This is a genomic window from Flavobacterium sp. N2270 (assembly GCF_025947225.1).
GTDB lineage: Bacteria > Bacteroidota > Bacteroidia > Flavobacteriales > Flavobacteriaceae > Flavobacterium.
On sequence record NZ_CP110005.1, the window covers coordinates 2398914 to 2422083 of the forward strand.

Consider the following 23170-nt stretch of genomic DNA (forward strand, 5'->3'; position numbering starts at 1 on the left):
CTGTTCTAAAATGCACCCTAACTTATTTATATATATTACAAATTTCATACATCCAAATATATATATAAATTAACCTATTATTTTACGGAAAACCGTAAACGAAGAAAATAAATTAAAAAATATACCAAATAGCAAGTATTTTTAAATTATTAAACATAGTGTAAATGCTGAGGATGTGAACCTGTATGCTTTTCAATTTAGAAAATAAAAAACCCCATAATGGTTATGGGGTAAAATTATAAATTATTAGAATTAGTAATTAAATGCTATTTATTATTTCATAGTGAATTTTATAAACCACCATATAAGCCTAAAAGGGAAAAATAATATATTTCCTCTAAAAATTGAAGAAGAACCACTGTTTTTGCTAGAGACACTTTGTCCTTTTAGTTCAGCAATTTCATTTTTATATCGTTTGATTTGGCTTTTATGCTGTTTAATATTTCTTTTACCCGATTCTTGATAATGTGAGGGACCATTATTAGCCTTCATACGAGCCATATTGTTCTTCGTAATTTTCAGGTTCTTTTGCTCTTGGGCAATTCTTTCATTTAATTCTTCAATTCTTGCTTTACTCATTGTTTTTATTTAAAATATAGGGAAACATTATATAAATTTTTTGGTTTAAAAAACCGAAAATTTCTGTTTTAATTTAAATTAAGTAATATTTCTTTATGATTTCAAAAGTAATTTAAAACCAACCCATTATTTTACGGAAAACCGTAAACGGAGAAAATAAATTAAAAAAAATAATTGGGGAGAAATTACTGGAGAGCTAAAAAGAGATGTTTTTTTTGTATTTTTGCTTTTACAGAAGTTAGCAAGCGATTTTCAACTTTGTACCTCGCTAACTTCTTGTATTGATAAATCGTGTATTTATAAACACATAGCTTTATTTAGTAAAGGCGCTGTGCTTTATGATTATAATACAGAATAGTTTGAGGAAATTTTTATTCTTTATGAATGATTTTTTTCTTTCCATTTTTTTTCCTCTTGTTGCAAGTTTCTTATCATATAAAAAAAATAGTCATGACAATTATCAGTAAGTTATAGTCATAGAAAGCGTATCTTTATCTTTATAAAAAGAATAATACATGCGAAAGCTCATCCTATTGTTTATATTTAGTTTGTTGTTTGTTTCTTGTAAAAAGGAGAAGCCTATTATGCCTCAACGCATTAACATGACCGAATCTATATACAGTTCGGTTATTATACAACCTGATAGTTTGTATGAAGTATATGCTGTTATATCGGGGATACTTGAACAAACTTTTGTTGAAGAAGGCGATGTGGTGATGAACAATGAAGCCTTGTTTAAGGTTACTAATACAGCTCCTGAGTTGAATGCACAAAATGCTAAGTTGGCTTTGGATTTAGCTACTGATAATTATAGTGGTGGCATTACGGTATTGCAAAGTATTAAGGACGAAATTAATGCTGCACAATTAAAATTTAAAAATGATTCTATTAACTATTTTAGACAGAAGAATCTTTGGGACCAAAAAATAGGTTCCAAAATAGAATTTGATACTAAAAAGTTGAATTACGATTTAGCTAAAAATAATTTGATTACCCTACAAAGTAAGTTGAATCGTACTAAGAATGAATTGTATATTCAAGTAAAACAGGCTAAGAATAATTACAATAGTACACTAGTTGCTACTAAAGATTATACGATTAAAAGCAGTATTAACGGAAAGGTGTATGCTATTCATAAAAATTTAGGCGAACTTATTACTACCTCAACTTCGATAGCGACTTTAGGAAGTGATGGTTCATTTATTATAGAAATGCTGGTAGATGAAGTAGATATTGTAAAGGTTATAATAGGCCAACAGGTTGTGCTTAATTTAGATGCTTATAAAGGTGACGTTTTTACTGCTAAAGTGACTAAGATATTACCCAAAAAAGATGAACGTAATCAAACTTTTAAGGTAGAAGCTGTTTTTGATATGCAACCCAAAGTTTTGTATCCGGGGTTATCTGGTGAGGCAAATATAGTTATTGACCAACGTAAAAATGTGCTGACTATTCCTTTGGATTATTTAATAGATGATGATAAAGTAAAAACGGCTGACGGTTTAGTGACTATAAAAACGGGGCTGCGAAATATGGAATATGTAGAAATATTGTCTGGAATTACTGAAACCACATTACTTTATAAAGCTGACAAATGATTAATTGGGCTGTTATTTTAACGATTGCTAAAACGCATTTAATTACTAAAATTAAACAGACTTCTGTGGCTGCACTTGGCGTAATGTTTGGGATAGGTGCTTATATTACCTTAGTTAGTTTTATGACGGGTTTAAATACTATGTTAGATGACTTAATGATGAACCAAACGCCTCATATTCATATTTATAACGAAATAGAACCTTCTAAGGAACAACCTATCGCTTTGTATGACAAAGTTGCAAGCGGTACAACTATTATTCATTCTATTAAACCCAAACTGAGTCAGAAAAAAATTCACAATGCTTTGCCTTTAATGAAGCATTTGAATGAAGATAGCAATGTAAAAGGTGCTCTTCCGCAAATAAAGGCGCAAATATTTTATATTGCAGGTTCTATAGAAATTGCAGGTAACTTAACTGGAATTAACGCTTTAGAGGAAGCTAAGTTATTCAACTTAAAAGATTATATTGTTGAAGGTTCGGTTGAAGCTTTACACAATAATGAAAACGGAATTTTGCTGGGCATTGGAGTAGCTAAAAAAATGTCACTTCATGTGGGTGATCGAATTCAGATTAGTACGATTAAAGGAGATGTTTTTCCGCTTAGAATTGTAGGATTATATCAAAGTGGTATTTCTGACATAGATGCTATTCAAAGTTTTACCAATCTTAAAACCGTTCAACGCATCTTAGGTGAAGCAGAAAATTATATTACAGATATCAATATTAAACTAAACAATATTGATATGGCTTTACCCATGGCTAAAAAAATAGAACGTCAATTTGAACTCAAAGCCATAGACATTAACACCGCAAATGCTCAATTTGAAACAGGAACGACCGTAAGAAACTTAATTACCTATGCCGTTTCCATAACTTTATTAATAGTAGCTGGCTTTGGTATTTACAATATTTTGAATATGCTTATTTATGAAAAGATGAACGATATTGCGATATTGAAAGCCATAGGTTTTTCAGGTAAAGATGTGCAAATGATATTTATGAGTCAGGCCATGATAATTGGTTTAATAGGTGGAATCTTAGGGCTCCTCTTGGGGTTTGGATTATCTTTAGGCATAAGTCATATTCCGTTTGAAACAGAAGCTTTACCTACGGTGAAAACCTATCCTATTAATTTTAATCCGTGGTTTTATGGTATCGGAATTGTGTTTGCATTAATCTCCACGTTTTTTGCTGGGTATTTACCTGCTCAAAAAGCTAAAAAAATAGATCCAGTAAAAATTATAAGAGGACAATAAGATGAGTACCGTTTTAGAAGCACAAAACATTAATAAGTATTTTGAAAAGCCTGTTCGTTTTCAAGTTTTAAAAGACATTAACTTTAAAATTGAAAAAGGAGAGTTTGTTTCTATTATGGGTAAATCGGGTTGTGGGAAATCTACCCTACTCTATATTCTTTCTACCATGGATACGGAATATGAAGGAAATATACTTTTAAACAATGAAGTTATAAGTGGACAAACCAGTGAACAGCTTTCCTATATTAGAAATAAGCATATTGGCTTTGTGTTTCAGTTTCATTATTTATTGGCTGATTTTACCGTATTGGAAAACATAATGCTTCCTGCTAAAAAGTTAGGAGAAAAATCCTTAGAGGAAATAGAACAAGATGCTTATGAAAAGCTAAAGCTTTTAAAGATTGAACATTTGGCTTTAAAGAAAGCTTCGCAAGTTTCTGGTGGTGAAAAACAACGGGTTGCCATTGCAAGAGCGCTTATTAATAATCCATCTATTATTATGGGTGATGAACCTACAGGAAATTTAGACAGTTCTAATGCCGATAATGTGTTTAAAATTTTTAGAGAATTATGCGATAAAGAAAACATGTCTTTGCTAATTGTAACGCATGATGAAGATTTTGCCAAACGAACGGATCGTATTATTATGATGGAGGATGGTAGGATTGTTAGTTAGGAAATAGTGTTTTGAAATTAGTTACACGTTTATAGAAAAGCACTTGTTTTAATAAAGAATACTAAATAAGCACTCACTCCTTTGCTTTATCTTTTGCTTCCTCTTTTTCTAACTTTTTAAAATAGCCTCTCAGTAAAAAATTGTGCTTTAAAGCTTCCATACTTTGATTGAATTTATCTGTGCCTTCGTTTAGGTTTTTGATGGTTTGATTTAAGTTTTTGACAAATTCTTCATCAGTAGAAAGATAATTTACAGCACCTTTTCCATTTTTAATTTGAGTAATGGTTTTATTAATACTATCAATAGTTTTATTAATATTTTGACTTGAAACTTCTAAATTAGTAATGATGTTTTTCATTTTTTGGGCTTGTGCCTTATCATTTACTAAAACACCAGCTACACTATTGTCAAGATTTATGGCAGCAATTTTTGTATTTATATCATCCATAGCTTTGGAAGCTTTATAACTGGTTTCTTTTAGGCTAACAATAGTTTCTTTTAAATTAATTGAAGTTACACTATCATTAATAAGCATTCCTAAAGTTCCTTTTTCACTATTAATAGCATTTGTAATTTTTAATAAATCAACTGTTAATAATGCCGCATTTTCATTGGTAACACTTAAAGTGTTTAGCATATCGTCAGCACCTATTTTTGTATAAGATTTAATAAAATCTCCAGCTTTAACACTTGTTGCTTTCCCTTTTCCTGGTATAATACTAACAATCATATTTCCTACTAAACCATCGGTTCCAATGGTTGCAATAGCGTCTTTTTTAATGTGGGAAATCATGTTTGTTTCTATTAATAAATCTACCTTGATAACGGAATCATTTAGCATAGATATTTCTTCAACAGTTCCAACATTAATTCCTGAATAGCGAACATTATTTCCTTTTTGTAAGCCGTTGACATTTGGGAACTCAACACTTATAAGAATGTTTGTTCCAAATATATTTTGACGTTCTCCAATTAAGTAAACTCCAACTGTAAAGAATATTAAACCTGTTACTACAAAAAGTCCTAGTTTGAATTTTTCACTTGCTGTTTTTTTCATAAATATAATTTATTTACTTTTTATTTTATTTGAAAAATGCTTTCACATTTTCATCATTAGATTGACTTAGTTGCGTATAATTTCCTTCTATGTAATTTTTTCCGTTAATTAACAAAATCATACGGTTGGCCACAACTCGTGCACAATCTACATCGTGTGTAATTATTACAGAAGACGTTTTATATTGTTGTTGTATGTTTTTAATTAATTGAATAATTTCTTTAGATGTAATAGGGTCTAATCCGCTAGTTGGTTCATCGTATAAAATGATTTTAGGTTTTAAGATTAAAGTTCTTGCAATGGCAACTCTACGTTTCATTCCTCCGGAAAGTTCGGAAGGCATTAAATCGATAGCATGCAGCAAACCAACATTAGTTAGGGCTTCTTCTACCAATGCGGTGTTATCCATATTTGTTTCAAATCGATCTTTGTGATGTCTTAGTGGAAATTCTAAGTTTTCTCTAACTGTCATAGAATCATACAAAGCACTGCCTTGAAACAAAAAACCAATCTCGTTTCTCACGACATCAAATTGGGCTTGCTTTAAATCTGTTAGTTCTTGCCCCATTACTTTTATACTTCCAGAATCGGGTTCTAATAATCCAATTATGCATTTAATCATAACCGATTTTCCAGAGCCTGATTTTCCCATAATAACTATGTTCTCCCCTTCAAACAATTCTAAATTAAAACCATTTAACACTTGATTATTGCCAAATTTTTTATTTAAATTTTTTATTTCTAGAATAGGTTTTTTTTCAACTTTATCTTCTTCATTTATGTTTTTACTTATTTGTTCCATTTTTTTTAAAGATTAGATAAAAATATCGGTTACAAAAACGGCTATAAAATCAATAATAAATAACAACATAGAAGTATAAACAACCGCAGAATTAGCTGCTATTCCAACTCCTACCGTTCCTTTTTCACAATAATATCCTTTATAACACCCTACTATTCCAATGGCATAACCAAAGAAAAAAGTTTTAATAGTGGCCGGAATTAAATCACTAAATTCGATAGCATTAAACACTTTATTAAAATAAAGAAAAAAAGATACATCTCCTTTTAAATTTTCAACAAGATAAGAACCATATAATCCCATAACATCACCAAAAATAACCAAAATAGGCACCATTAATGTGGTGGCTAAAACTCTAGTAACTACTAAATATTTAAATGGATTGGTTCCTGAAACCTCCATAGCATCAATTTGTTCGGTAACGCGCATAGAACCTAATTCAGCTCCAATTCCAGAACCTATTCTACCGGCACAAATTAGCGCTGTTATAATAGGACTAATTTCTCTAATAAGAGAAATACTAACCATAGATGGCATCCATGCTTCAGCTCCAAATTGTTCTAATGTAGGACGCGTTTGTAAAGTTAAAACCAATCCAATGATAAAGCCTGTAATTAAAACTAAACCTAAGGACTTATTACCCATATTATAACATTGCCTTAAGAATTCTTTAAATTCAAAAGGCTTACTAAATAGTTCTTTAAAAAATCGATTTGAAAAATAAGTTATATCTCCTATTTCTATAAAAAAGTTTTTTATTTTAGTTATTGTTGGAAAGGATTGTATCATTTATAAACTAGTTAGTTTAAGTACTATTAACTAATATTTATAAATTTAAGTAATTATTAGCTAAGATTGTATTTTTCTTACTGTTAATCCTCAATTTAACATTTAGAAAACAAAAAATCAATAATTTACAAAAGACATCTTTAATTTAATAATACAACTGAAAACCCATACTATCAGATAGTAAAGCATGTTTTTTATACAGTTCTTCAACTAATATAACTACATCATCAAAATCTTGATACAAAGCAAAAAAATGATTATCAATTATACTGCTTAGAATTGGGGTTTTATTTTTATATCCTGAAATTGCTTTTGCTCCGGTAACATCTAAAAAAAATTGAGCTGTATCGGCTTCTAATTCCAAACGCATGGTGTTTGCAAAATGTATGATTTTATTGGTCAATTTTCCTTCAAAAAATTCAGCTATTTCTTCTAAAGTATAATAATACCCATCTATTTCTATGGCATTATTTTCTCCATTAAAAACCAAATAAATTATTTGATAATCATTAAAATTTCGATCTTCATAAAATAAAGTACTTAAACTGGTTTCAAAGCCTTCAATAGAATCGCAAATAGCATGTACATTTGCAACTCCAAAATCTAAAGCTAATTTTTCTAAGGAAGGTAAAATAATACTCGTAGTGTTTTCTGAAATATCAACTACATTTTCAAGACAATAAATAAACTTTTGTGTATCCAAATAAAACTATTTTTTGAGTTGTAATAAGCAATAGATTGCAAATAAACCAAATTTGACTGAAAAAAGAAATTAGGATTCCTTATTTTTGTCTTTTTAGAAAACAAAATAGACAATGCAAGACAATTTTAACCCAAACAATACCGCACTTTTAGAAAATATTAAAGCCTTTCAAGCCCATCAAAATCAAGATACTTTTATGGCTGTTTTTGAAGAATTACAAGGCGATAATGCTTTTTTAGTAGTTCCTACTGCAGAGCCTGTAAAAGGAGAAAATAGAGATGAAAACGGATGGTCTACGATTGAAAAAGGAACTCCTATGACGTTTACATCGGTATTTGAAGTAGAAAATCAAAAAGTAATGGGTGTGTTTACTTCTCAAGCAGCATTAACGATTTGGTCGCAAGAAACGAAACCTTTTGTTTCAATTCCTGCTAAAGATGTTTTAGAAATTGCTATGCAAAATGATATTGAAAAAATTATTATTGATAGTAATCAAGAAACTATGTTTGTTTTGGGAAGAACTATTTCGAAGTAAATTTTACTAATTCATGAAATACCTACTTTGCTTTTTAACATTCGCTTTTTGCCAAATTACTTTTGGTCAAACGCAATCTGAAATGAATCAGGATGCTTTTGCTTATTATAAAGAAAAAGATGCGGAACTAAATTTGGTCTACAACAAAATATTGAAAGAATACAGTAATGAAAAAGACTTCATTATTAATCTAAAAAAAGCACAAAACATTTGGATTCAGTTTCGTGATGCCGAAATTGAAATGCGATTTCCAAAAGAAGACAAATTACTTCATTACGGTAGTGTTTACCCAATGTGTAGAAGTTATATCTTGGCAGAAATGACCGAGCAACGCACCAACAAATTAAAAATTTGGTTGGTAGGAATTGAAGAAGACGAAGTATGTTTAGGTAGTATTAAAATGAAGGATTAACTCTATAATCTTCATTATTTTCCTTTCAATAAATTAATACTTACGGTTGCATAATCTGTATTTGGAAACTTCATAAAATATAAAGGATCTGGAAACAAACCCGCTTCGGCAGCTATTTTATGCAGCACGTCAATTTCAACAATGTATTGGTCGGAAAATCCATGCGTAGCATCATAAGCTGTTGCTGCTGTATTTCCAATATTTTTTGCTGTTAATTGCGGAGCAATGGTATGTAATTCTATTATCAATAATCCAAATTTATGCACATAAGGCGCCCAATTGCTTAAATGTTCTAATAAGTTGTCTTCTACTGCATTATTTGTAATTAATTCACCACGATGCGCAAAAGCACCCGTAGAGCTACTTATTCTATTTGGAGTAGTGTTTTTAGGTTCTTGCCAAATGCGGTTATGATCTAAAAAGGTTCTTACGTTTAATAAATCTTTTAAATCGATATTGTAATTTTCGTTCAAGTCTTGTGCCAACAAATCAGGTCGACCAATGTCTCCCCAAATTACTTTTGCCCAAATATCGGCTTTTATTAAATTGGCTCTTGTAACTTTTAAAGCCGCTTGGTTATAATCGGCTCCAACCAAAAATAACGGATATTCTTCGAGCATTTTACCTCTTTTGGTTTGGCGTTCAATCACCTCAAAAATATGCTGCAAAAAAGCACCGTTACCACAACCCATATCTAAAATTCCTTTTGGTTGTTCGGCAATGGGTTTGTTGAACAATTCAATAATGATTTCGTCAATTACTTTAAAATAGGTTGTATGTGCTCCTCCACTTCCCCATACGTTCATTTCTCTATTTACATGAATTTCATCTTCATTTTGAGCAATATTACGTAATGCAGTTGCATCTCCAAAAAGTAACTTTTCAATATGCTTAAACATTGGCAAATAAGAAACGGTTACTCCATAAGCAGTGGCTCTTTTGGCAAAAAACAATCCTTTATCGGTAAACTGGTAATTATTATTTTTCTTGGTAAACCATTCTAAATGAACGAAAAAGTCGAGTATGATTTTAAAAACTTCTGGTTGCTTATGAAATTCCTCTGCACTAAAAGAAGTTTCCATAAAGTAATTATGAAACATACCTGTCATTCCTAAGCTCACAACAGCTGGCCCAACTAAATAGCCTTCAATATGTTTTAATATTTGAAGTTGAATTTCTTTTTCATTTGTATCATTTGAAAAAGTAATATTGAAGTTATTCGCATACGCCTTGAAAACTTTTTCTAATCTTTCAATCGAAGTCGCATTTATTTCTACTGAAGTAAATATATCAGTTTCGGTTAATAATGCTACAACGTCTTCATATAAAGGAAAAAGAGAAAAGGTATAAGCACTTTTAGCATTGGTTTGAACAGTAATTACATTTGAAGTTGTATTTACGTGATAGTCGATAAATCCTTGCGAGGCTAAATTTCGTAATGCTACATTTAAATACCCTTCATTCGCTTTAGTCAACTGAACCAGTTCTGCTAAAGTAATATCCTTTTTTTGTAATAAAATGTCTAAAACCCCTTTTTTATGTAAACAAAAGGCAACTGGTGCAATAACTAAACCGTCTAAATGCCTAAATATAAGTTGTCTTAATTCTTTTTTATCGCTTATCATAAAAATGTAGTTTTACCAAAAATAAGAAATTAGTCTGGTAAATTAACTGTTTATGTAATTATTACTTTAACTGTTTGGTGTAATTAGTTTTTGATGACAATTTTTCGTCAATTCGAGTGATTTTCGATAGAAAATCGTATCAAGAACAAGAAAAATTTCATTAAAAACTATTCTCGATAGTCGTCACTTCGAGTGCGAAGCGTATCGAGAAGTTTTGTTCCGTTTTACTGCACAAAAAATACTCGAACTGACGTTTTTAATAATTGTAACCTACGAGTTAATACTAATCACTTAAGAACTCTCCATCAACATAAAACCATTTATTATTATCTAATTGAAAGGTAGAATGTTCATGATGAATTTTCGCTTGTAACTTTTCATCTAAATAATACGCCTTAAACTCTACTCTGTTTTCATGAGCCGTAATTACTTCCAACTTTACCCAAGTATTGCTTTTTGACCATTCTAAAATTTCTGAAACGGAATAATATTTTCGTTGAGAAATGTGTGTTGTTGCCATTAAATAGTTAGCATTTTGGATAGCATATGCTGAATATCTCGAACGCATTAACTCTTCTGGAGTTTTAGGAAATTGAATTTCTTCAATAAAAGGTTTACAGCAATTTTCAAAGGATTTATCTGAACCACAATAACATTTTTCCATTATTCTGATGCATTTAATTTGTTTTGAAGATGTTGTGCTAACACTTGATATTTGCTCAATTCTACCAAGATTTCATCATCTGAAGTAGCATCTAAATAATTATCAATTTCAGTCTTTATTTTTTCTAATTTTAAACTGGCTGTTTTTAACTCTTTTCTTGCAATTGCATCAATAACTTCTTGAATAGCTGAATGTAAATTAGTAAGTACTGTTTTATTTGGCATAATTTTGTTTCATTTTTATAAAAGTATCATCAGTATTTATCAATTGGTCAACTATCGTTTTTCTTAAAATTGAAATATCGTTGTAATCTAAATACTTTGCCCAACTTTCTGTTTGTAAAACCTCTTTAATAGTTTGAATTCTTTTAGCAGTTTGATTGGCTGTTCTTAAAATTGCTTTACCATTAAATTTCGGATTGTTTTTATGTTGAAAATTAACTTCAAAAGTGTCCCAATTGACTTCAATATAAAACAATTTTTCGGTTTCGTTATTTGGGTAGAAATCTGTCCATTTTGCAAAACCGCATTTTTGGGTTTGTGATTTTATCTTTTCGTTGGAAATCAATCGCCATCTACAATTTGCGGCTCTTCCCCAATGATTTGAAATACGATACACACCAACATCAGTAAAAGCATAGCTACTCCCCGACTTACTTTTGTAATTAATAGGAATATTTGCAACTTCGTCCATTGCTATTTCTTGAAAGTCGCAATAGGTATGTTTGTAAAAATTGTGTTTAGAATAATCCATTAAAACTCACCTAATTTTAGTTGCCATACATTTTTTTTAGTAGCTCCAAATTGCTTTTCACTTGGAAAAAAATAGACTTTCTGCGTAAGAGTATGACTTGTAGTCGTAGAGTTCAATGTAACCTGAATGGTATATTGAAACGTAAAAAAGGAATCTGAAATAGTTTTACTTTGGTTGAAATTACTAACTGAAACCACAACTGATTGCTTTTTACATTTACTCAAAAATTCATTCAATGAAATTGGCTTTTCTGTGCTATCAAATACGTTTTTTAATTGAATAGAATTAGTAAGAAATAAATTTTGAATGCTCTTGTCTACCTCAACTTTCAATTCGTTTGTAATTTCTGAAGAATGATATAAATTAATATAATTGTAAAAATCTTTAATGGTATTTATTGCCTGGTTTTGGTATTCTACAATTGAAGCATTTGAAAACTGATTTTGAATGCTATTTATCTTAACTCCTGCATTTGTATTCAATTGCTTAGCAGAAACACTTTCTTGATTTGAAGTCGTAGTTGAATTACTTTGACTAAAAATCAAAAAAGGAAATAACAGAAACAGGTACATTGCTTTTTTCATTATTCTTGTATTATTCTAATAAAAGTAATTTGATTGTTCTTATCGTTAATTACTTCTACTATTTTCATTTTCTTTAAAGAAGGAGTTGGAATGATTAATTTTTGGGAAAACTCATTCTTATTAAAATATTCTGCTCCTAAATTGTTTTTTAGCATTACAATTACTTCTACATTATCGTGCAAAATCTTTTGCAATTGCTCTTTTCTTGTTTGCCAATCTTTTATATCGCTCTTTATAAATCCTTGTAAGATGTTGGAATAATCATTGGGTTGTAAACTCACTTTATCCACATTTGGAGTTTGTGTTAAGTCAATTTTCTTTTCTTTATAAAACGGACTTTTAATGACTACTTGAGCATTTTTATCGACTTCAATTTTTGAATCTTTCAGTTCTACTTCTTTCTCCACTTTATCTTCAACAACATACACTTTTGTAGAGTTCGATGAAATACTATCGTTACTGAATTTCTCTTCTAACTGTATGGTTTGTAGTTGATTGTTTTTATAATACATTTTCCAAAAAACAGATCCAAAAAGTACAACAGTTATACATCCAAAAATAAAATACTTCTTACGTTTAGATGGCTCTATTATTTGGTTTGCTTCATCATCATTATGAATTGGCTGAAATTTAAACTCATCCCAACCTGAAGTTCCTACGTACTGAGAAAAAATATCCAACATATCCTTTCTTGGTAATTTCTCATTGGTTTCAGGTTTTAAATGCGTGTAAATCCACTTTTCACTTACACTGTTTTTGGTTTGTACTTGTACATCATCAATCAAATTTAAAATGTCTTGCGATGTAAAGTTTTTCCAGCTTCCCTCAAAATAAGGGTAACGTTTTTTATAGTGTTCTAAAACACTTTTTTTCAATTCATAAAAAACATTAATATCTGTCATAAACCTCTGGTAAAGTTAGTTCTACCCTTTAATTAATTGCTGTAAAACGACTGTAAAAGTACTGAAAAACAATTACAGAACCTATACAGTGGTTTTGCTAAACTTATTTTGAAAAGCAAAAGTATGTTTGCCCTATCAACATTAAAAAATAAAAATATGAAAACTAAATTAACTATCAGCTGCTTTCTATTGTTATCTGTAATGAGTGCACAAATAAGCGGAAATCAAGTTACCGGAAATGAAGTTTACAATTCTTATAATAAGAATAGTTCTTCTCCTAGAAATACCATTACAATTAATGACAATCACCTAGTAGTAAATGTAAAAATATTACTCAATAACAAAGCGGACGCTTTCACCATAATGCTTGGAACTAATGAAGAAGCGGAAACTGTTTTAGAATGTAATACCAATCTCAATAAACGAATTAATGCTTTTACAAATGACTTGAATACTCTTAAAATTAAAAAAGAAAACATTTATGTTGATTTTATAAGTCAGATGAAAGTATATGATTACAGTTTAGAAAACAATAAAGCTGAACAATTTCAAAAAGGGTTTGAGATAAAAAAGAACATCATCATTTCAAGTACGAATATTAATGACATTGAAAGAATAATTTCACTAGCCTCTAAACACGAAATTTATGACATCATAAAAGTTGATTATGCCAATGACGATGTTTTAAAAATAAGAAGTCATTTGTTTACTGAAGCTTTGGCTATAGCCGAATTAAAAAAAGAAACCTATACAAAAGCCTTTAGAAAAAGAATCATTGGAACTCCAAATGCTACTGAAAATTTTGGAATTTACTTTCCTAAAACCCAATACAAGAAATACCAAGCGTATGAGAATTCGGAAATTGAAACCTTGTACCGCAATCATAACCAAAACTTCATAAAAAAACTAGCACGCAAAAACACAACATATTATTATGAAGGTCAAGATACTTCAGATTTTGACAAAGTAATAAATGCTGCTAAGTCCGAAATCGGAATTCAATATGAGTTATCCATTACCATTACTTATAAAATAGACACTTCTTTATAATCAATTATTAAACTAAATTTTATTTATCATGAAAAACGCAAAAAAATTACTTTCGCTATTAGTTGTTCTTACTACAACTTCTTTGGTTGCTCAGCATTCAGGAAATGCTAATTCAGAATCAGCTAAAACACTATCAAGTGGCAACTACAATTACCAAAATCAGTACCAAAACAACCAAGTAAACACTATTCAAACCACTACAGGGAACGAAAATGAAATGTACATTAGTATTAAAGGCATTTATAATGAAAAAGCTACTTCACAACGTGCCGTATTTAGTGTTTTACAAATAGGTAAAACCGCAGAAGAAACAACCAAACTTATGGATGAACGATTAGAAAGTGTTGTAAAGTCAATAACAGCTTTCAATCCTGAAATTGAAGTTATTATTGATATGATTTCTTTTGTCCCACTTTACGATTATGAAATTCAGAAAAAAATATTCAATCCAAAAACCTATAATGAAAAGCCATCTGGATTTGAGCTGAAGAAAAACTTAATCATTAAATTTAAAAAAACCAATGATTTAAATACCATTATGAATATTTGCGCCAAACAAGAAATCTATGATTTAGCCAAAGTAGATTATGTAACGAGTAACTTAGATCATATTAGAGATGTTTTACAAGTAAAAGCCGCAGAAGAATACAAACAAATGCTAACCAATTATTCTGCGATAATGAATACCGATTTATTTAAAAAAGAAAAATCATTAACAGAAGGCTATAATACAGTTTATCCAATGGAAAGCTACAGAAGTTATTCTGCTTTTAGTCAAGCTAGTATTAATTTCGAGCCCGAAAGTACTGTAAATAATGTAAGAAAAAACAATACGCAATTTTATGATGCTGCTCTTGCAAAAACACACACTTTTGTAGTAAACGCCGACATAACAGAACCTACTATTCAAATCTTTTACGATTTAACTATTAAAATAAAGCTGAAAGAAGACCAATTACCTAAAAACACTATTATTAGAAACAACAGGTATTATATCATAACAGCAAATGGAGATGTTAAACCATTAAATTTATAATGGTAAATTTAATGAAGAGTGTTCAATATGAGCACTCTTCTGTTTTGTAACAATTGTTACAGTTTTTATTAAATTGATTCTTAAATTTACATAACTAATCAATTTCTAAAATTATGTCTAACAAATTCCAAATTGTAATTGTTGGTGCTGGAACGGTTGGTATTATGACTGCTGCACAATTATTACGTAAAGATAAAAGTTTAAATATAGCTATTATTGATCCTTCTGAAGTACACGTTTATCAACCTGCTTGGACACTTGTAGGAGGCGGAGCTTTTAATTTTGAAAAAACAAAACGCCCAACTTCATCAGTAATTCCAAAAGGCGTTACTTGGATTAAGGATAAAGTTATTACACTTGAACCAGAAAACAATAGTTTAACTACTGAAAAAGAAGGTTCTATTGCTTATGATTATTTAGTTTTATCACCAGGTTTAGTTTATGATTTAAACGGAATTGAAGGATTAAGAGAAAAATGTAATTTTTAGAGAAATTATATTTAGAGTATCTTTACTAAAAAAGTACAATGAAAGAAATATTAAAACAAGCATACGGATATATATTTGAAGAACAATTAATTGATGAAATTGCATCAGTTGCAAGTTTTAGAGAATTTAAAGCAGATGATTACTTAATTGAAATTGGCGATTATATAAAATCGATGCCATTACTTTTAGAAGGAGCAATTAAAATTCTTCGTGAAGACGAAAATGGAGATGAATTACTTTTATATTTTCTTGAAAGAGGAGATACATGTGCAATGACATTAACTTGTTGTATGGGGCAATCTAAAAGTAAAATTAGAGCAATTGCCGAAACAAATGGTTCTTTGTTAATGATTCCTGTTGAAAAAATGGAAGAATGGCTGACAAAGTACAAGACTTGGAGAAACTTTGTTTTTGACAGTTATAATATTCGATTAAAAGAAATGCTTGAAGCAATTGATACTTTAGCATTTATGAATTTAGATGAGCGTTTATACAAATACTTAACAGATAAAGCTAAAGTTTTAGGAAATACTGAAATAAACAATACGCATCAACAAATCGCATATGAAATGCATACATCAAGAGTAGTGATATCAAGATTATTAAAAGCACTAGAATTACAAGGTAAAATTAAATTACACAGAAATAAAATAGAAATACTCGAATTTTAATGGAATTATTTGGATATATAGGAGCGCTTTTAATCGGTTTAGTACTTGGTCTTACTGGTGGCGGTGGTTCTATGTTAACAGTGCCAATATTAGTATATATATTAGCTATAAACCCTGTAATAGCAACTGCATATTCATTATTTATTGTTGGAACAACATCTGTTTTTGGAGCTTTTGATAATTATAGAAAAGGATTAGTTGATTTTCAAAAAGGCTTTTTATTTGCTATTCCATCTTTCGTAGGTGTTTATTTAACAAGACGTTTTTTAGTTCCCGTTATTCCAAATGAAATAATTACTGTCAATTCTTTTACCTTAACTAAAGGTACTTTCTTGATGTTATTTTTTGCATTAATAATGTTCTTAGCGGCTTTTTCAATGTTGAAAAAGAAAAAAGAAATAAAGAGTGATAAAGAAACCTCAAAATTAAATTTAATTATTCAAACCTTTTTTATTGGAATTATAATTGGACTTGTAGGTGCGGGCGGCGGATTTCTAATAATTCCATCATTAGTGTTATTCGCAAAATTACCTATGAAAAAAGCAGTTGGAACTTCATTATTTATCATTGCGATGAACTCTTTAATTGGTTTCTTAGGAGATGTTGAAAACTTAACCATCAATTGGATCTTTTTATTAAGTTTTACTGCAATTTCAGTAATAGGAATTTTCATAGGAAGTTATCTTAATAAATTTATTAATGAAACACAATTAAAAAAAGGATTTGCTTATTTTGTACTACTAATGGCTTGTTTTATCTTGTTTAAAGAAATGTTATAATGTAACTTTAGTTACAACAAACCCAACCAAATTTTGTAAATTTACACTCATAAATAAAATACTATAAAAAATGAAAATAGAACAAATATACACAGGATGTATTGCTCACGCAGCATATTATATCGAAAACAATGGAGAGGTAGCCATTTTTGACCCATTAAGAGAAGTTCAACCTTATATAGATAGGGCAAATAAAGATAATGCAAAAATAAAATATATTTTTGAAACTCATTTTCATGCTGACTTTGTTTCTGGTCATTTAGATTTAGCTAAAAAAACAGGAGCTCAAATTGTATTTGGGCCTACAGCAAATCCGAATTTTGAATGTATAGTTGCAGAAGATAATCAAGAGTTTAAACTTGGAAATTATACAATTAAAGCTATTCATACCCCAGGACACACATTAGAAAGTACTTGTTACTTATTAACTGATGAAAATGGTAAACAACACGGAATAATTACGGGAGACACATTGTTTATTGGAGATGTAGGACGACCAGATTTAGCTCAAAAACTAGTTGAAGACTTAACACAAGATAAATTAGCAGGGTATTTATTTGATTCATTAAGAAACAAAATTATGCCACTTTCAGATGATTTAATTGTTTACCCAAATCATGGCGCAGGTAGTGCTTGTGGTAAAAATATGAGTAAAGAAACCACTGATACTTTAGGTAATCAAAAGAAAACAAATTATGCACTACGTGCTGATATGACTAAAGAAGAATTTAAAGCAGAACTTCTAGACGGATTAACTCCACCTCCAGCTTATTTTCCTCAAAATGTAATGATGAACATAAAGGGCTATGATAGTTTAGACAATATAATGGAAAAAGGCAATAAGCCATTAAGTCCAAAAGAGTTTGAAACTGTTGCAAATCAAACAGAAGCACTAGTACTTGATGTAAGAAATGAAAATGAATTTGTAAAAGAACATGTTCCTGGATCAATTTTCATAGGTTTACATGGTGGTTTTGCACCATGGGTTGGTGCCTTAATTAAAGATGTAAAACAACCAATTCTATTAATAACACCAGAAGGAAAAGAAGAGGAAACCATTACTCGTTTATCGCGTGTTGGATTTGACAATACTTTAGGGTATTTAAAAGGCGGAATTGAAGCTTGGAAAAATGCAGGTTTTGAAACAGATAATTTACAATCTGTTTCACCTGATGAATTTGCCAAACACTATAATGATGCAATTGTTATTGATGCAAGAAAACCAAGTGAATTTGAAGCAGAAAGAGTAGAAAAAGGTATTAACATTCCGTTAGATTACTTAAACGAACATTTAGCTGAAGTACCAAAAGAAGATACTTTTTATGTTCATTGTGCCGGAGGATATCGTTCTGTAATTTGGGCTTCAATAATGAAATCTAGAGGTTATCACAACATGATAAATGTAGAAAAAGGAATGGCTGGTATTAGAGAAACAAGCGTACCTTTGACAAAATTTGTTTGTCCTTCAACCTTAAAATAAAAAAAACATTAATATAAAAAAATCAGGTTAATAACCTGATTTTTTTTATGAAAAGATTAATATTTTTTATAGGATATAAAAAGAAAAAATAAATACATTTGCGAAAAATAAACATAAAAATGAAAAAAATAGCACTTTTACTTTTTACAATTGCAACATTAGTTTCTTGTAAAAAAGATGGATATGAAATATCTGGTTCTGCTGAAGGAATTGAAAACGGAAAAAAAGTTTTTATAGAAACACAAGATGAAAAAGGACAAATTGTTTCTTTAGATACTACTGTAATTACTGATGGGAAATTTAAATTTGAAGGAAAACTACTTAATGGAATAGAACTTGGATTTCTAAAATTTGAAGGAAATGGTTCTATGCCTTTTATATTAGAAAATGGTAATATTGAAATTACTTTTGTAAAAGACAGTACTCAAAACTCAAAAGTAGGTGGCTCTAAAAATAACGACTCATTTCAAACTTTTAATGACCTTAATAAGTCTATAACTAAAAAAGTTATCAAATTTCAAACAGAAAATCAAGAGAAATACATGCAAGCTATGCAAGCTCAAGATACTGCAACAGTAAATAGTCTTCAAGCTCAATTAAGAGAATTTCAAAATGAAATGAACACTTCTTCTCTAAATTTTGCTAAAAACAACAAAGACTCGTTTATTTCAGTATTATTATTTAAAAACTTATTAAATATAGCATATTTACCAGTTGAAGAAATATCTGAACATTTTAATAAATTAGATAAATCAGTTTTAGAAACAAAAGAAGGTCAAAAAATATTAAAAGTTTTAAAAAATCTTACTAAAGTAGGTATAGGTAAAAAAGCTCCAGACTTTTCTGCAAAAAATCCTGATGGAAAAGAAATTTCATTAAAAGAATCATTAGGAAAAGTAACAATTATTGATTTTTGGGCTTCGTGGTGTGGTCCTTGTAGAGCTGAAAATCCTAATGTTGTAGCTCTTTACAATCAATATCATGAAAAAGGATTAAATATTATAGGAGTTTCTTTAGACAAAGATGCTGCAAAATGGAAAGAAGCAATTGCAAAAGATGGTTTAACATGGAATCATATATCAAACCTTAAATTTTGGGAAGAACCAATTGCAGAGATTTACAACGTAAAGTCAATTCCTGCAACTTTTATATTAGATGCTAATGGAACTATTGTTGCAAAAGATTTAAGAGGTGATGAATTAAAAGCTAAAGTAGAAGAATTATTAGCTAATTAATATACTATTTAAAATAAGACATTAAAAATCTCCTTCGGGAGATTTTTTTATGCTTTTCATTATCAATTACTTAAAAAAAAGTATAAAAATTGTGCAAATTTTGTTTGTAACTAATAAAAAACAATTCTATATTTGCCCCGTTGAAAACAGTTAAGTACTGTAACGCTGGGGAGATACTCAAGCGGCCAACGAGGGCGGACTGTAAATCCGCTGATTACATCTTCGCAGGTTCGAATCCTGCTCTCCCCACAAAAAAACCACTCATTTTGAGTGGTTTTTTTTATATATCTAATTTAACTTATTCGTTTTATGTAAATAGAATAAAATAATAATTGGAATAGTTAATAAAACAACCATTTTAGTATTGGTTTCAATTAAACTAGGTTCTTTTATTAAAGTAAAAAGATAACCCCCTATTGCGCCTCCAAAATGTGCTGTATGTCCAATATTATCATTCTTTGCTTTCATTCCATAAATTGAATACAATAAATAACCAATACCAAATAAATAACCAGGGATAGGAATTATAAAAAACAAACCTAATGTCATCTCTGGATACAATAAAATAGAACTGTAAATAATTCCTGTAACAGCTCCTGAAGCTCCCACTGCTCTATAATAATACTCATTTTTATGAAAATACATAGTAAGTAAACTTCCTGCAACAAGACTTATAAAATAAACATATAAAAAGTTTAAGTTTCCAAAAGTATCTATAACAATTGGAGCAAAAAAGTACAAGGTTAACATGTTAAATGCAAGATGCATTAAATCGCCATGTAAAAATCCTGAAGTAAGCATTCTTATTTGTTCTCCTGAACGAATACTTCCCACGTGAAATTCATATTTTCTAAAGAATTCTGCATCATTAAAGCCTTTAAAACTTACAACAGCATTAATACCTATAAGCAATAGTAAAAAAATATCCATTTAATTAATTTTAATATTGTAAATTTAAAAATACTTTACCTATTATCCTTTATAAATCTTAAACTATATTTGTAAAAAAATAATTCATGCAATTACTATTTTATATTTTAATCTACCCTATTCTTTGGTTAATTTCTATTCTACCATTTCCACTACTGTATATGTTTTCAGATGGAGTTTATCTTTTAGTATATTATATAATTGGCTATAGAAAAAAAGTAGTTAGAGAAAACTTAAGCCTTGCTTTACCTCATCTCTCTGATAAAGAAAGAATAGTCATAGAGAAAAAATTTTACAGCCACATGTGTGATATGTTTTTAGAAATGATAAAAACAATGTCTATTTCTAAAGAAGAAATTCAAAAAAGATACACCTTTACAAATTTAGATTTGTATTTAGAAATGGAAAAGCAAAACAAAAGTATAGCATTACTTTGTGCACATTACGCAAGTTATGAATGGGCGGTTTCTATGAATTATCATATTAATTTCACAGGTTATGGAATTTATAAAAAAATAGCTAATAAACATTTTGACAAACTCGTTCACACTATTCGTTCAAGGTTTAAAGCAGTACTAATTACAACAAAAGAAACAGTCTCAACTATTGAAAATTGTAAGAAAACAGGTGAACTTGGCGTTTACGGTTTTGCAAGTGATCAATCTCCAAAATCCCATAAAGGAACACACTGGGCAACTTTTATGGGAATTGAAACTCCTATTCATGTGGGTGCTGAGTTATTAGCGAAACGATTAGACATGAATGTTATTTTTCTTAAAACTAAGAAGGTAAAAAGAGGTTATTATGAAGCAACTTTTGAACATTTAGTTGATAACCCAAAAGAAGTACCCAATTTTGAAATTTCTGAAATGTTCATGAAAAAAGTAGAACAACAAATTCTTGAAGCTCCTGAATATTATTTATGGACGCACAAACGTTGGAAACATAAAAAACAAGTATAAAATATAAAAAAAGGTTCTGAATTTCAGAACCTTTTTTGCTTTATATTGAAAACCAATTAGCTACCATATCTTTTTCTTTAAATTGTGCCTTTTGGTGGTTAAATTCATTCGATTTTGGATTGTAAACATATTCTTTAGCTAACTCTAAATGATTAGCAGCTAATTCTTTGATACTATTACAAACATAAGTTATCTCTTCAGTTGTTGTTGTAGGATGAATAGACATTCTAATCCAACCTGGTTTTTTCATTAAATCACCAGAGGTTATTTGGCATACCAAATCGTTAGACATTTCTTGGTCTACGTGTAAAAGATAATGCCCATAAGTTCCAGCACAACTACAACCTCCACGAGTTTGAATTCCGAATTTATCATTTAGAATTTTTACTCCTAAATTAAAGTGCAAATCTGTTATATAAAATGAAATCACTCCTAATCTGTCTTGATGTTGTGGAGCCAAAATATTAATATTTTCAACACTTCCTAATTCAGAAAATATATAATCAATCAACTCATGTTCTCTATCCAAAATATTTTGAATACCCATTTTCTCCTTCAACTGAATGGCCAATGCAATTTTTATAACTTGTAGAAATCCTGGCGTTCCACCATCTTCTCTATCTTCAATATTATCTATGTATTTATGTTCACCCCAAGGATTAGTCCAACTTACGGTTCCGCCACCAGGACAATCGGGAACATTATTTTTATATAAATTTTTATTGAATACCAAAACTCCAGAAGTTCCAGGACCTCCTAAAAATTTATGCGGTGAAAAGAAAATGGCATCCAAATAACTTTCTGGGTCTTTTGGGTGCATATCAATTTCTACATAAGGACCAGAACAAGCAAAATCTACAAAACAAACCCCATTATTTTGGTGCATTATTTTAGCTACTTCATGATAAGGTGTTTTAATTCCGGTTACGTTGGAACAACCCGTAATAGAAGCAATTTTAAAACTTCTATCTTTATATTTTTCTACCTCAATTGCAAATTTATCTAAACAAAACAAACCTTCTTCATTTGAAGGAACCACAACTACATCGGCAATTGTTTCCAACCAAGAGGTTTGATTAGAATGGTGTTCCATGTGTGAAATAAACACAATTGGTTTTATAGCTTCTGGGATAGTAGTATATTCTTTTAATGTTTCTGAAATTCTTAAACCTAAAATACGTTGGAATTTATTGACCACTCCAGTCATTCCGGTTCCATCGGTAATTAAAACATCATTATCATTGGCATTAATATGATGCTTAATAATATGTCTCGCTTCATGATATGCCATGGTCATTGCCGTACCAGAAACCGTAGTTTCCGTATGTGTATTGGCAACAAAAGGACCAAATTCATTCATTATTTTTTCCTCAATTGGTCGATATAATCTTCCGCTAGCAGTCCAATCTGTATATACCATTTTTTGAGTTCCGAAAGGAGTTTCAAAATCTTGGTCAACACCAATTATATGCTTTCTAAATTCATCAAAATAAAGTTCTAATTGCGTTTTTTCTGTAGTTGTAATCATTTGGAAAAAATATTTGGTACCAAAGATAAGAAATTTTGATAATCTGAAATTTTAGATGCCTATTTAAATTCGT

Annotated in this window: 26 protein-coding genes and 1 tRNA gene; 14 read left to right on the top strand and 13 right to left on the bottom strand. The window is 29.7% G+C overall.

Going from position 1 to position 23170, the window contains the following annotated elements:
• Window positions 1–273: 273 nt before the first annotated feature.
• Complete coding sequence (locus tag OLM55_RS11260) at window positions 274–579, bottom strand: hypothetical protein (protein WP_264559002.1); 306 nt, start codon at window positions 577–579, stop codon at window positions 274–276.
• A gap of 515 nt (window positions 580–1094) precedes the next feature.
• Here OLM55_RS11260 and OLM55_RS11265 point away from each other — a divergent pair.
• From OLM55_RS11265 to OLM55_RS11275, 3 genes are read left to right on the top strand one after another with little or no spacing between them, the layout of a single operon-like run.
• Window positions 1095–2177, top strand: coding sequence for an efflux RND transporter periplasmic adaptor subunit (locus OLM55_RS11265; RefSeq protein WP_264559003.1), 1083 nt, complete (start codon window positions 1095–1097; stop codon window positions 2175–2177).
• Window positions 2174–3436, top strand: coding sequence for an ABC transporter permease (locus OLM55_RS11270; protein WP_264559004.1), 1263 nt, complete (start codon window positions 2174–2176; stop codon window positions 3434–3436). Before OLM55_RS11265 ends, OLM55_RS11270 begins: the two co-directional genes overlap by 4 nt.
• Before the next feature lies 1 nt (window position 3437).
• Window positions 3438–4112 (top strand): ABC transporter ATP-binding protein, encoded by a 675-nt coding sequence (locus tag OLM55_RS11275; RefSeq protein ID WP_264559005.1) that lies wholly within the window; start codon window positions 3438–3440, stop codon window positions 4110–4112.
• Window positions 4113–4185: 73 nt separating this feature from the next.
• Here the strand turns inward: OLM55_RS11275 and OLM55_RS11280 are convergent, their stop codons facing one another.
• From OLM55_RS11280 to OLM55_RS11295, 4 genes are all read right to left on the bottom strand, one after another.
• Complete coding sequence (locus OLM55_RS11280) at window positions 4186–5169, bottom strand: MlaD family protein (RefSeq protein WP_264559006.1); 984 nt, start codon at window positions 5167–5169, stop codon at window positions 4186–4188.
• Between the two features lie 25 nt (window positions 5170–5194).
• Window positions 5195–5971 (bottom strand): ABC transporter ATP-binding protein, encoded by a 777-nt coding sequence (locus OLM55_RS11285; RefSeq protein WP_264559007.1) that lies wholly within the window; start codon window positions 5969–5971, stop codon window positions 5195–5197.
• Window positions 5972–5983: 12 nt separating this feature from the next.
• The gene (locus OLM55_RS11290; RefSeq protein ID WP_264559008.1) at window positions 5984–6760 is read right to left on the bottom strand and encodes an MlaE family ABC transporter permease; all 777 of its coding nucleotides are present in this window, start codon (window positions 6758–6760) and stop codon (window positions 5984–5986) included.
• Window positions 6761–6905: 145 nt separating this feature from the next.
• Window positions 6906–7463, bottom strand: coding sequence for a DUF6642 family protein (locus tag OLM55_RS11295; RefSeq protein ID WP_264559009.1), 558 nt, complete (start codon window positions 7461–7463; stop codon window positions 6906–6908).
• A gap of 112 nt (window positions 7464–7575) precedes the next feature.
• Here OLM55_RS11295 and OLM55_RS11300 point away from each other — a divergent pair, with 112 nt between their 5' ends.
• Both OLM55_RS11300 and OLM55_RS11305 read left to right on the top strand, forming a co-directional pair.
• The gene (locus OLM55_RS11300) at window positions 7576–7998 is read left to right on the top strand and encodes an SseB family protein (protein ID WP_264559010.1); all 423 of its coding nucleotides are present in this window, start codon (window positions 7576–7578) and stop codon (window positions 7996–7998) included.
• A 13-nt stretch (window positions 7999–8011) separates the two neighbouring features.
• Window positions 8012–8410, top strand: coding sequence for a lysozyme inhibitor LprI family protein (locus OLM55_RS11305; protein ID WP_264559011.1), 399 nt, complete (start codon window positions 8012–8014; stop codon window positions 8408–8410).
• Between the two features lie 14 nt (window positions 8411–8424).
• On the opposite strand, the gene OLM55_RS11310 is transcribed toward OLM55_RS11305, so the two are convergent.
• The 6 genes from OLM55_RS11310 to OLM55_RS11335 form a co-directional block, all read right to left on the bottom strand.
• Entirely contained in the window at window positions 8425–10035 is a 1611-nt protein-coding gene (locus OLM55_RS11310) for a class I SAM-dependent methyltransferase (protein ID WP_264559012.1), read from the bottom strand.
• Window positions 10036–10318: 283 nt separating this feature from the next.
• The gene (locus tag OLM55_RS11315) at window positions 10319–10699 is read right to left on the bottom strand and encodes a YchJ family protein (RefSeq protein ID WP_264559013.1); all 381 of its coding nucleotides are present in this window, start codon (window positions 10697–10699) and stop codon (window positions 10319–10321) included.
• Window positions 10699–10923, bottom strand: a complete 225-nt coding sequence (locus OLM55_RS11320; protein WP_264559014.1) for a hypothetical protein — start codon at window positions 10921–10923, stop codon at window positions 10699–10701. The genes OLM55_RS11315 and OLM55_RS11320 overlap by 1 nt, the downstream gene beginning before the upstream one ends.
• On the bottom strand, window positions 10913–11452 hold the full coding sequence (locus tag OLM55_RS11325; protein ID WP_264559015.1) for a hypothetical protein: 540 nt from the start codon (window positions 11450–11452) through the stop codon (window positions 10913–10915). The genes OLM55_RS11320 and OLM55_RS11325 overlap by 11 nt, the downstream gene beginning before the upstream one ends.
• A complete protein-coding gene (locus OLM55_RS11330; protein ID WP_264559016.1) occupies window positions 11452–12036 on the bottom strand; it encodes a hypothetical protein in 585 nt (194 codons plus the stop codon). Before OLM55_RS11330 ends, OLM55_RS11325 begins: the two co-directional genes overlap by 1 nt.
• The gene (locus OLM55_RS11335; protein WP_264559017.1) at window positions 12036–12938 is read right to left on the bottom strand and encodes a hypothetical protein; all 903 of its coding nucleotides are present in this window, start codon (window positions 12936–12938) and stop codon (window positions 12036–12038) included. The genes OLM55_RS11330 and OLM55_RS11335 overlap by 1 nt, the downstream gene beginning before the upstream one ends.
• Window positions 12939–13094: 156 nt before the next feature.
• Between OLM55_RS11335 and OLM55_RS11340 the strand changes: the two genes are divergently transcribed.
• The 8 genes from OLM55_RS11340 to OLM55_RS11375 all read left to right on the top strand — a co-directional run bounded on the left by OLM55_RS11340 (window position 13095) and on the right by OLM55_RS11375 (window position 19926).
• Window positions 13095–13988, top strand: coding sequence for an SIMPL domain-containing protein (locus OLM55_RS11340; RefSeq protein WP_264559018.1), 894 nt, complete (start codon window positions 13095–13097; stop codon window positions 13986–13988).
• 28 nt (window positions 13989–14016) lie between these two features.
• Window positions 14017–15024 carry an SIMPL domain-containing protein gene (locus tag OLM55_RS11345; protein ID WP_264559019.1) on the top strand — a complete coding sequence of 336 codons (1008 nt, stop codon included), beginning with the start codon at window positions 14017–14019 and terminating at the stop codon, window positions 15022–15024.
• Window positions 15025–15137: 113 nt separating this feature from the next.
• Window positions 15138–15512: an FAD-dependent oxidoreductase gene (locus tag OLM55_RS11350; RefSeq protein WP_264559020.1), complete on the top strand. Its 375-nt coding sequence runs from the start codon at window positions 15138–15140 to the stop codon at window positions 15510–15512.
• A gap of 38 nt (window positions 15513–15550) precedes the next feature.
• Complete coding sequence (locus OLM55_RS11355) at window positions 15551–16183, top strand: Crp/Fnr family transcriptional regulator (RefSeq protein ID WP_264559021.1); 633 nt, start codon at window positions 15551–15553, stop codon at window positions 16181–16183.
• Window positions 16183–16962 (top strand): sulfite exporter TauE/SafE family protein, encoded by a 780-nt coding sequence (locus OLM55_RS11360; RefSeq protein WP_264559022.1) that lies wholly within the window; start codon window positions 16183–16185, stop codon window positions 16960–16962. The genes OLM55_RS11355 and OLM55_RS11360 overlap by 1 nt, the downstream gene beginning before the upstream one ends.
• 70 nt (window positions 16963–17032) lie before the next feature.
• Complete coding sequence (locus OLM55_RS11365; RefSeq protein ID WP_264559023.1) at window positions 17033–18442, top strand: MBL fold metallo-hydrolase; 1410 nt, start codon at window positions 17033–17035, stop codon at window positions 18440–18442.
• 119 nt (window positions 18443–18561) lie between these two features.
• Window positions 18562–19677, top strand: a complete 1116-nt coding sequence (locus tag OLM55_RS11370) for a TlpA disulfide reductase family protein (protein WP_264559024.1) — start codon at window positions 18562–18564, stop codon at window positions 19675–19677.
• A 167-nt stretch (window positions 19678–19844) separates the two neighbouring features.
• Window positions 19845–19926, top strand: a tRNA-Tyr gene (locus OLM55_RS11375).
• 39 nt (window positions 19927–19965) lie between these two features.
• On the opposite strand, the gene OLM55_RS11380 is transcribed toward OLM55_RS11375, so the two are convergent.
• Window positions 19966–20607, bottom strand: a complete 642-nt coding sequence (locus tag OLM55_RS11380) for a rhomboid family intramembrane serine protease (RefSeq protein WP_264559025.1) — start codon at window positions 20605–20607, stop codon at window positions 19966–19968.
• An 86-nt stretch (window positions 20608–20693) separates the two neighbouring features.
• On the opposite strand from OLM55_RS11380, the gene OLM55_RS11385 reads away from it, so the two are divergent.
• Window positions 20694–21569 (top strand): lysophospholipid acyltransferase family protein, encoded by an 876-nt coding sequence (locus OLM55_RS11385; RefSeq protein WP_264559026.1) that lies wholly within the window; start codon window positions 20694–20696, stop codon window positions 21567–21569.
• Between the two features lie 40 nt (window positions 21570–21609).
• Here OLM55_RS11385 and OLM55_RS11390 read toward each other — a convergent pair whose 3' ends face one another.
• Window positions 21610–23097 carry an aminotransferase class V-fold PLP-dependent enzyme gene (locus OLM55_RS11390; protein WP_264559027.1) on the bottom strand — a complete coding sequence of 496 codons (1488 nt, stop codon included), beginning with the start codon at window positions 23095–23097 and terminating at the stop codon, window positions 21610–21612.
• Window positions 23098–23170 lie beyond the last annotated feature (73 nt).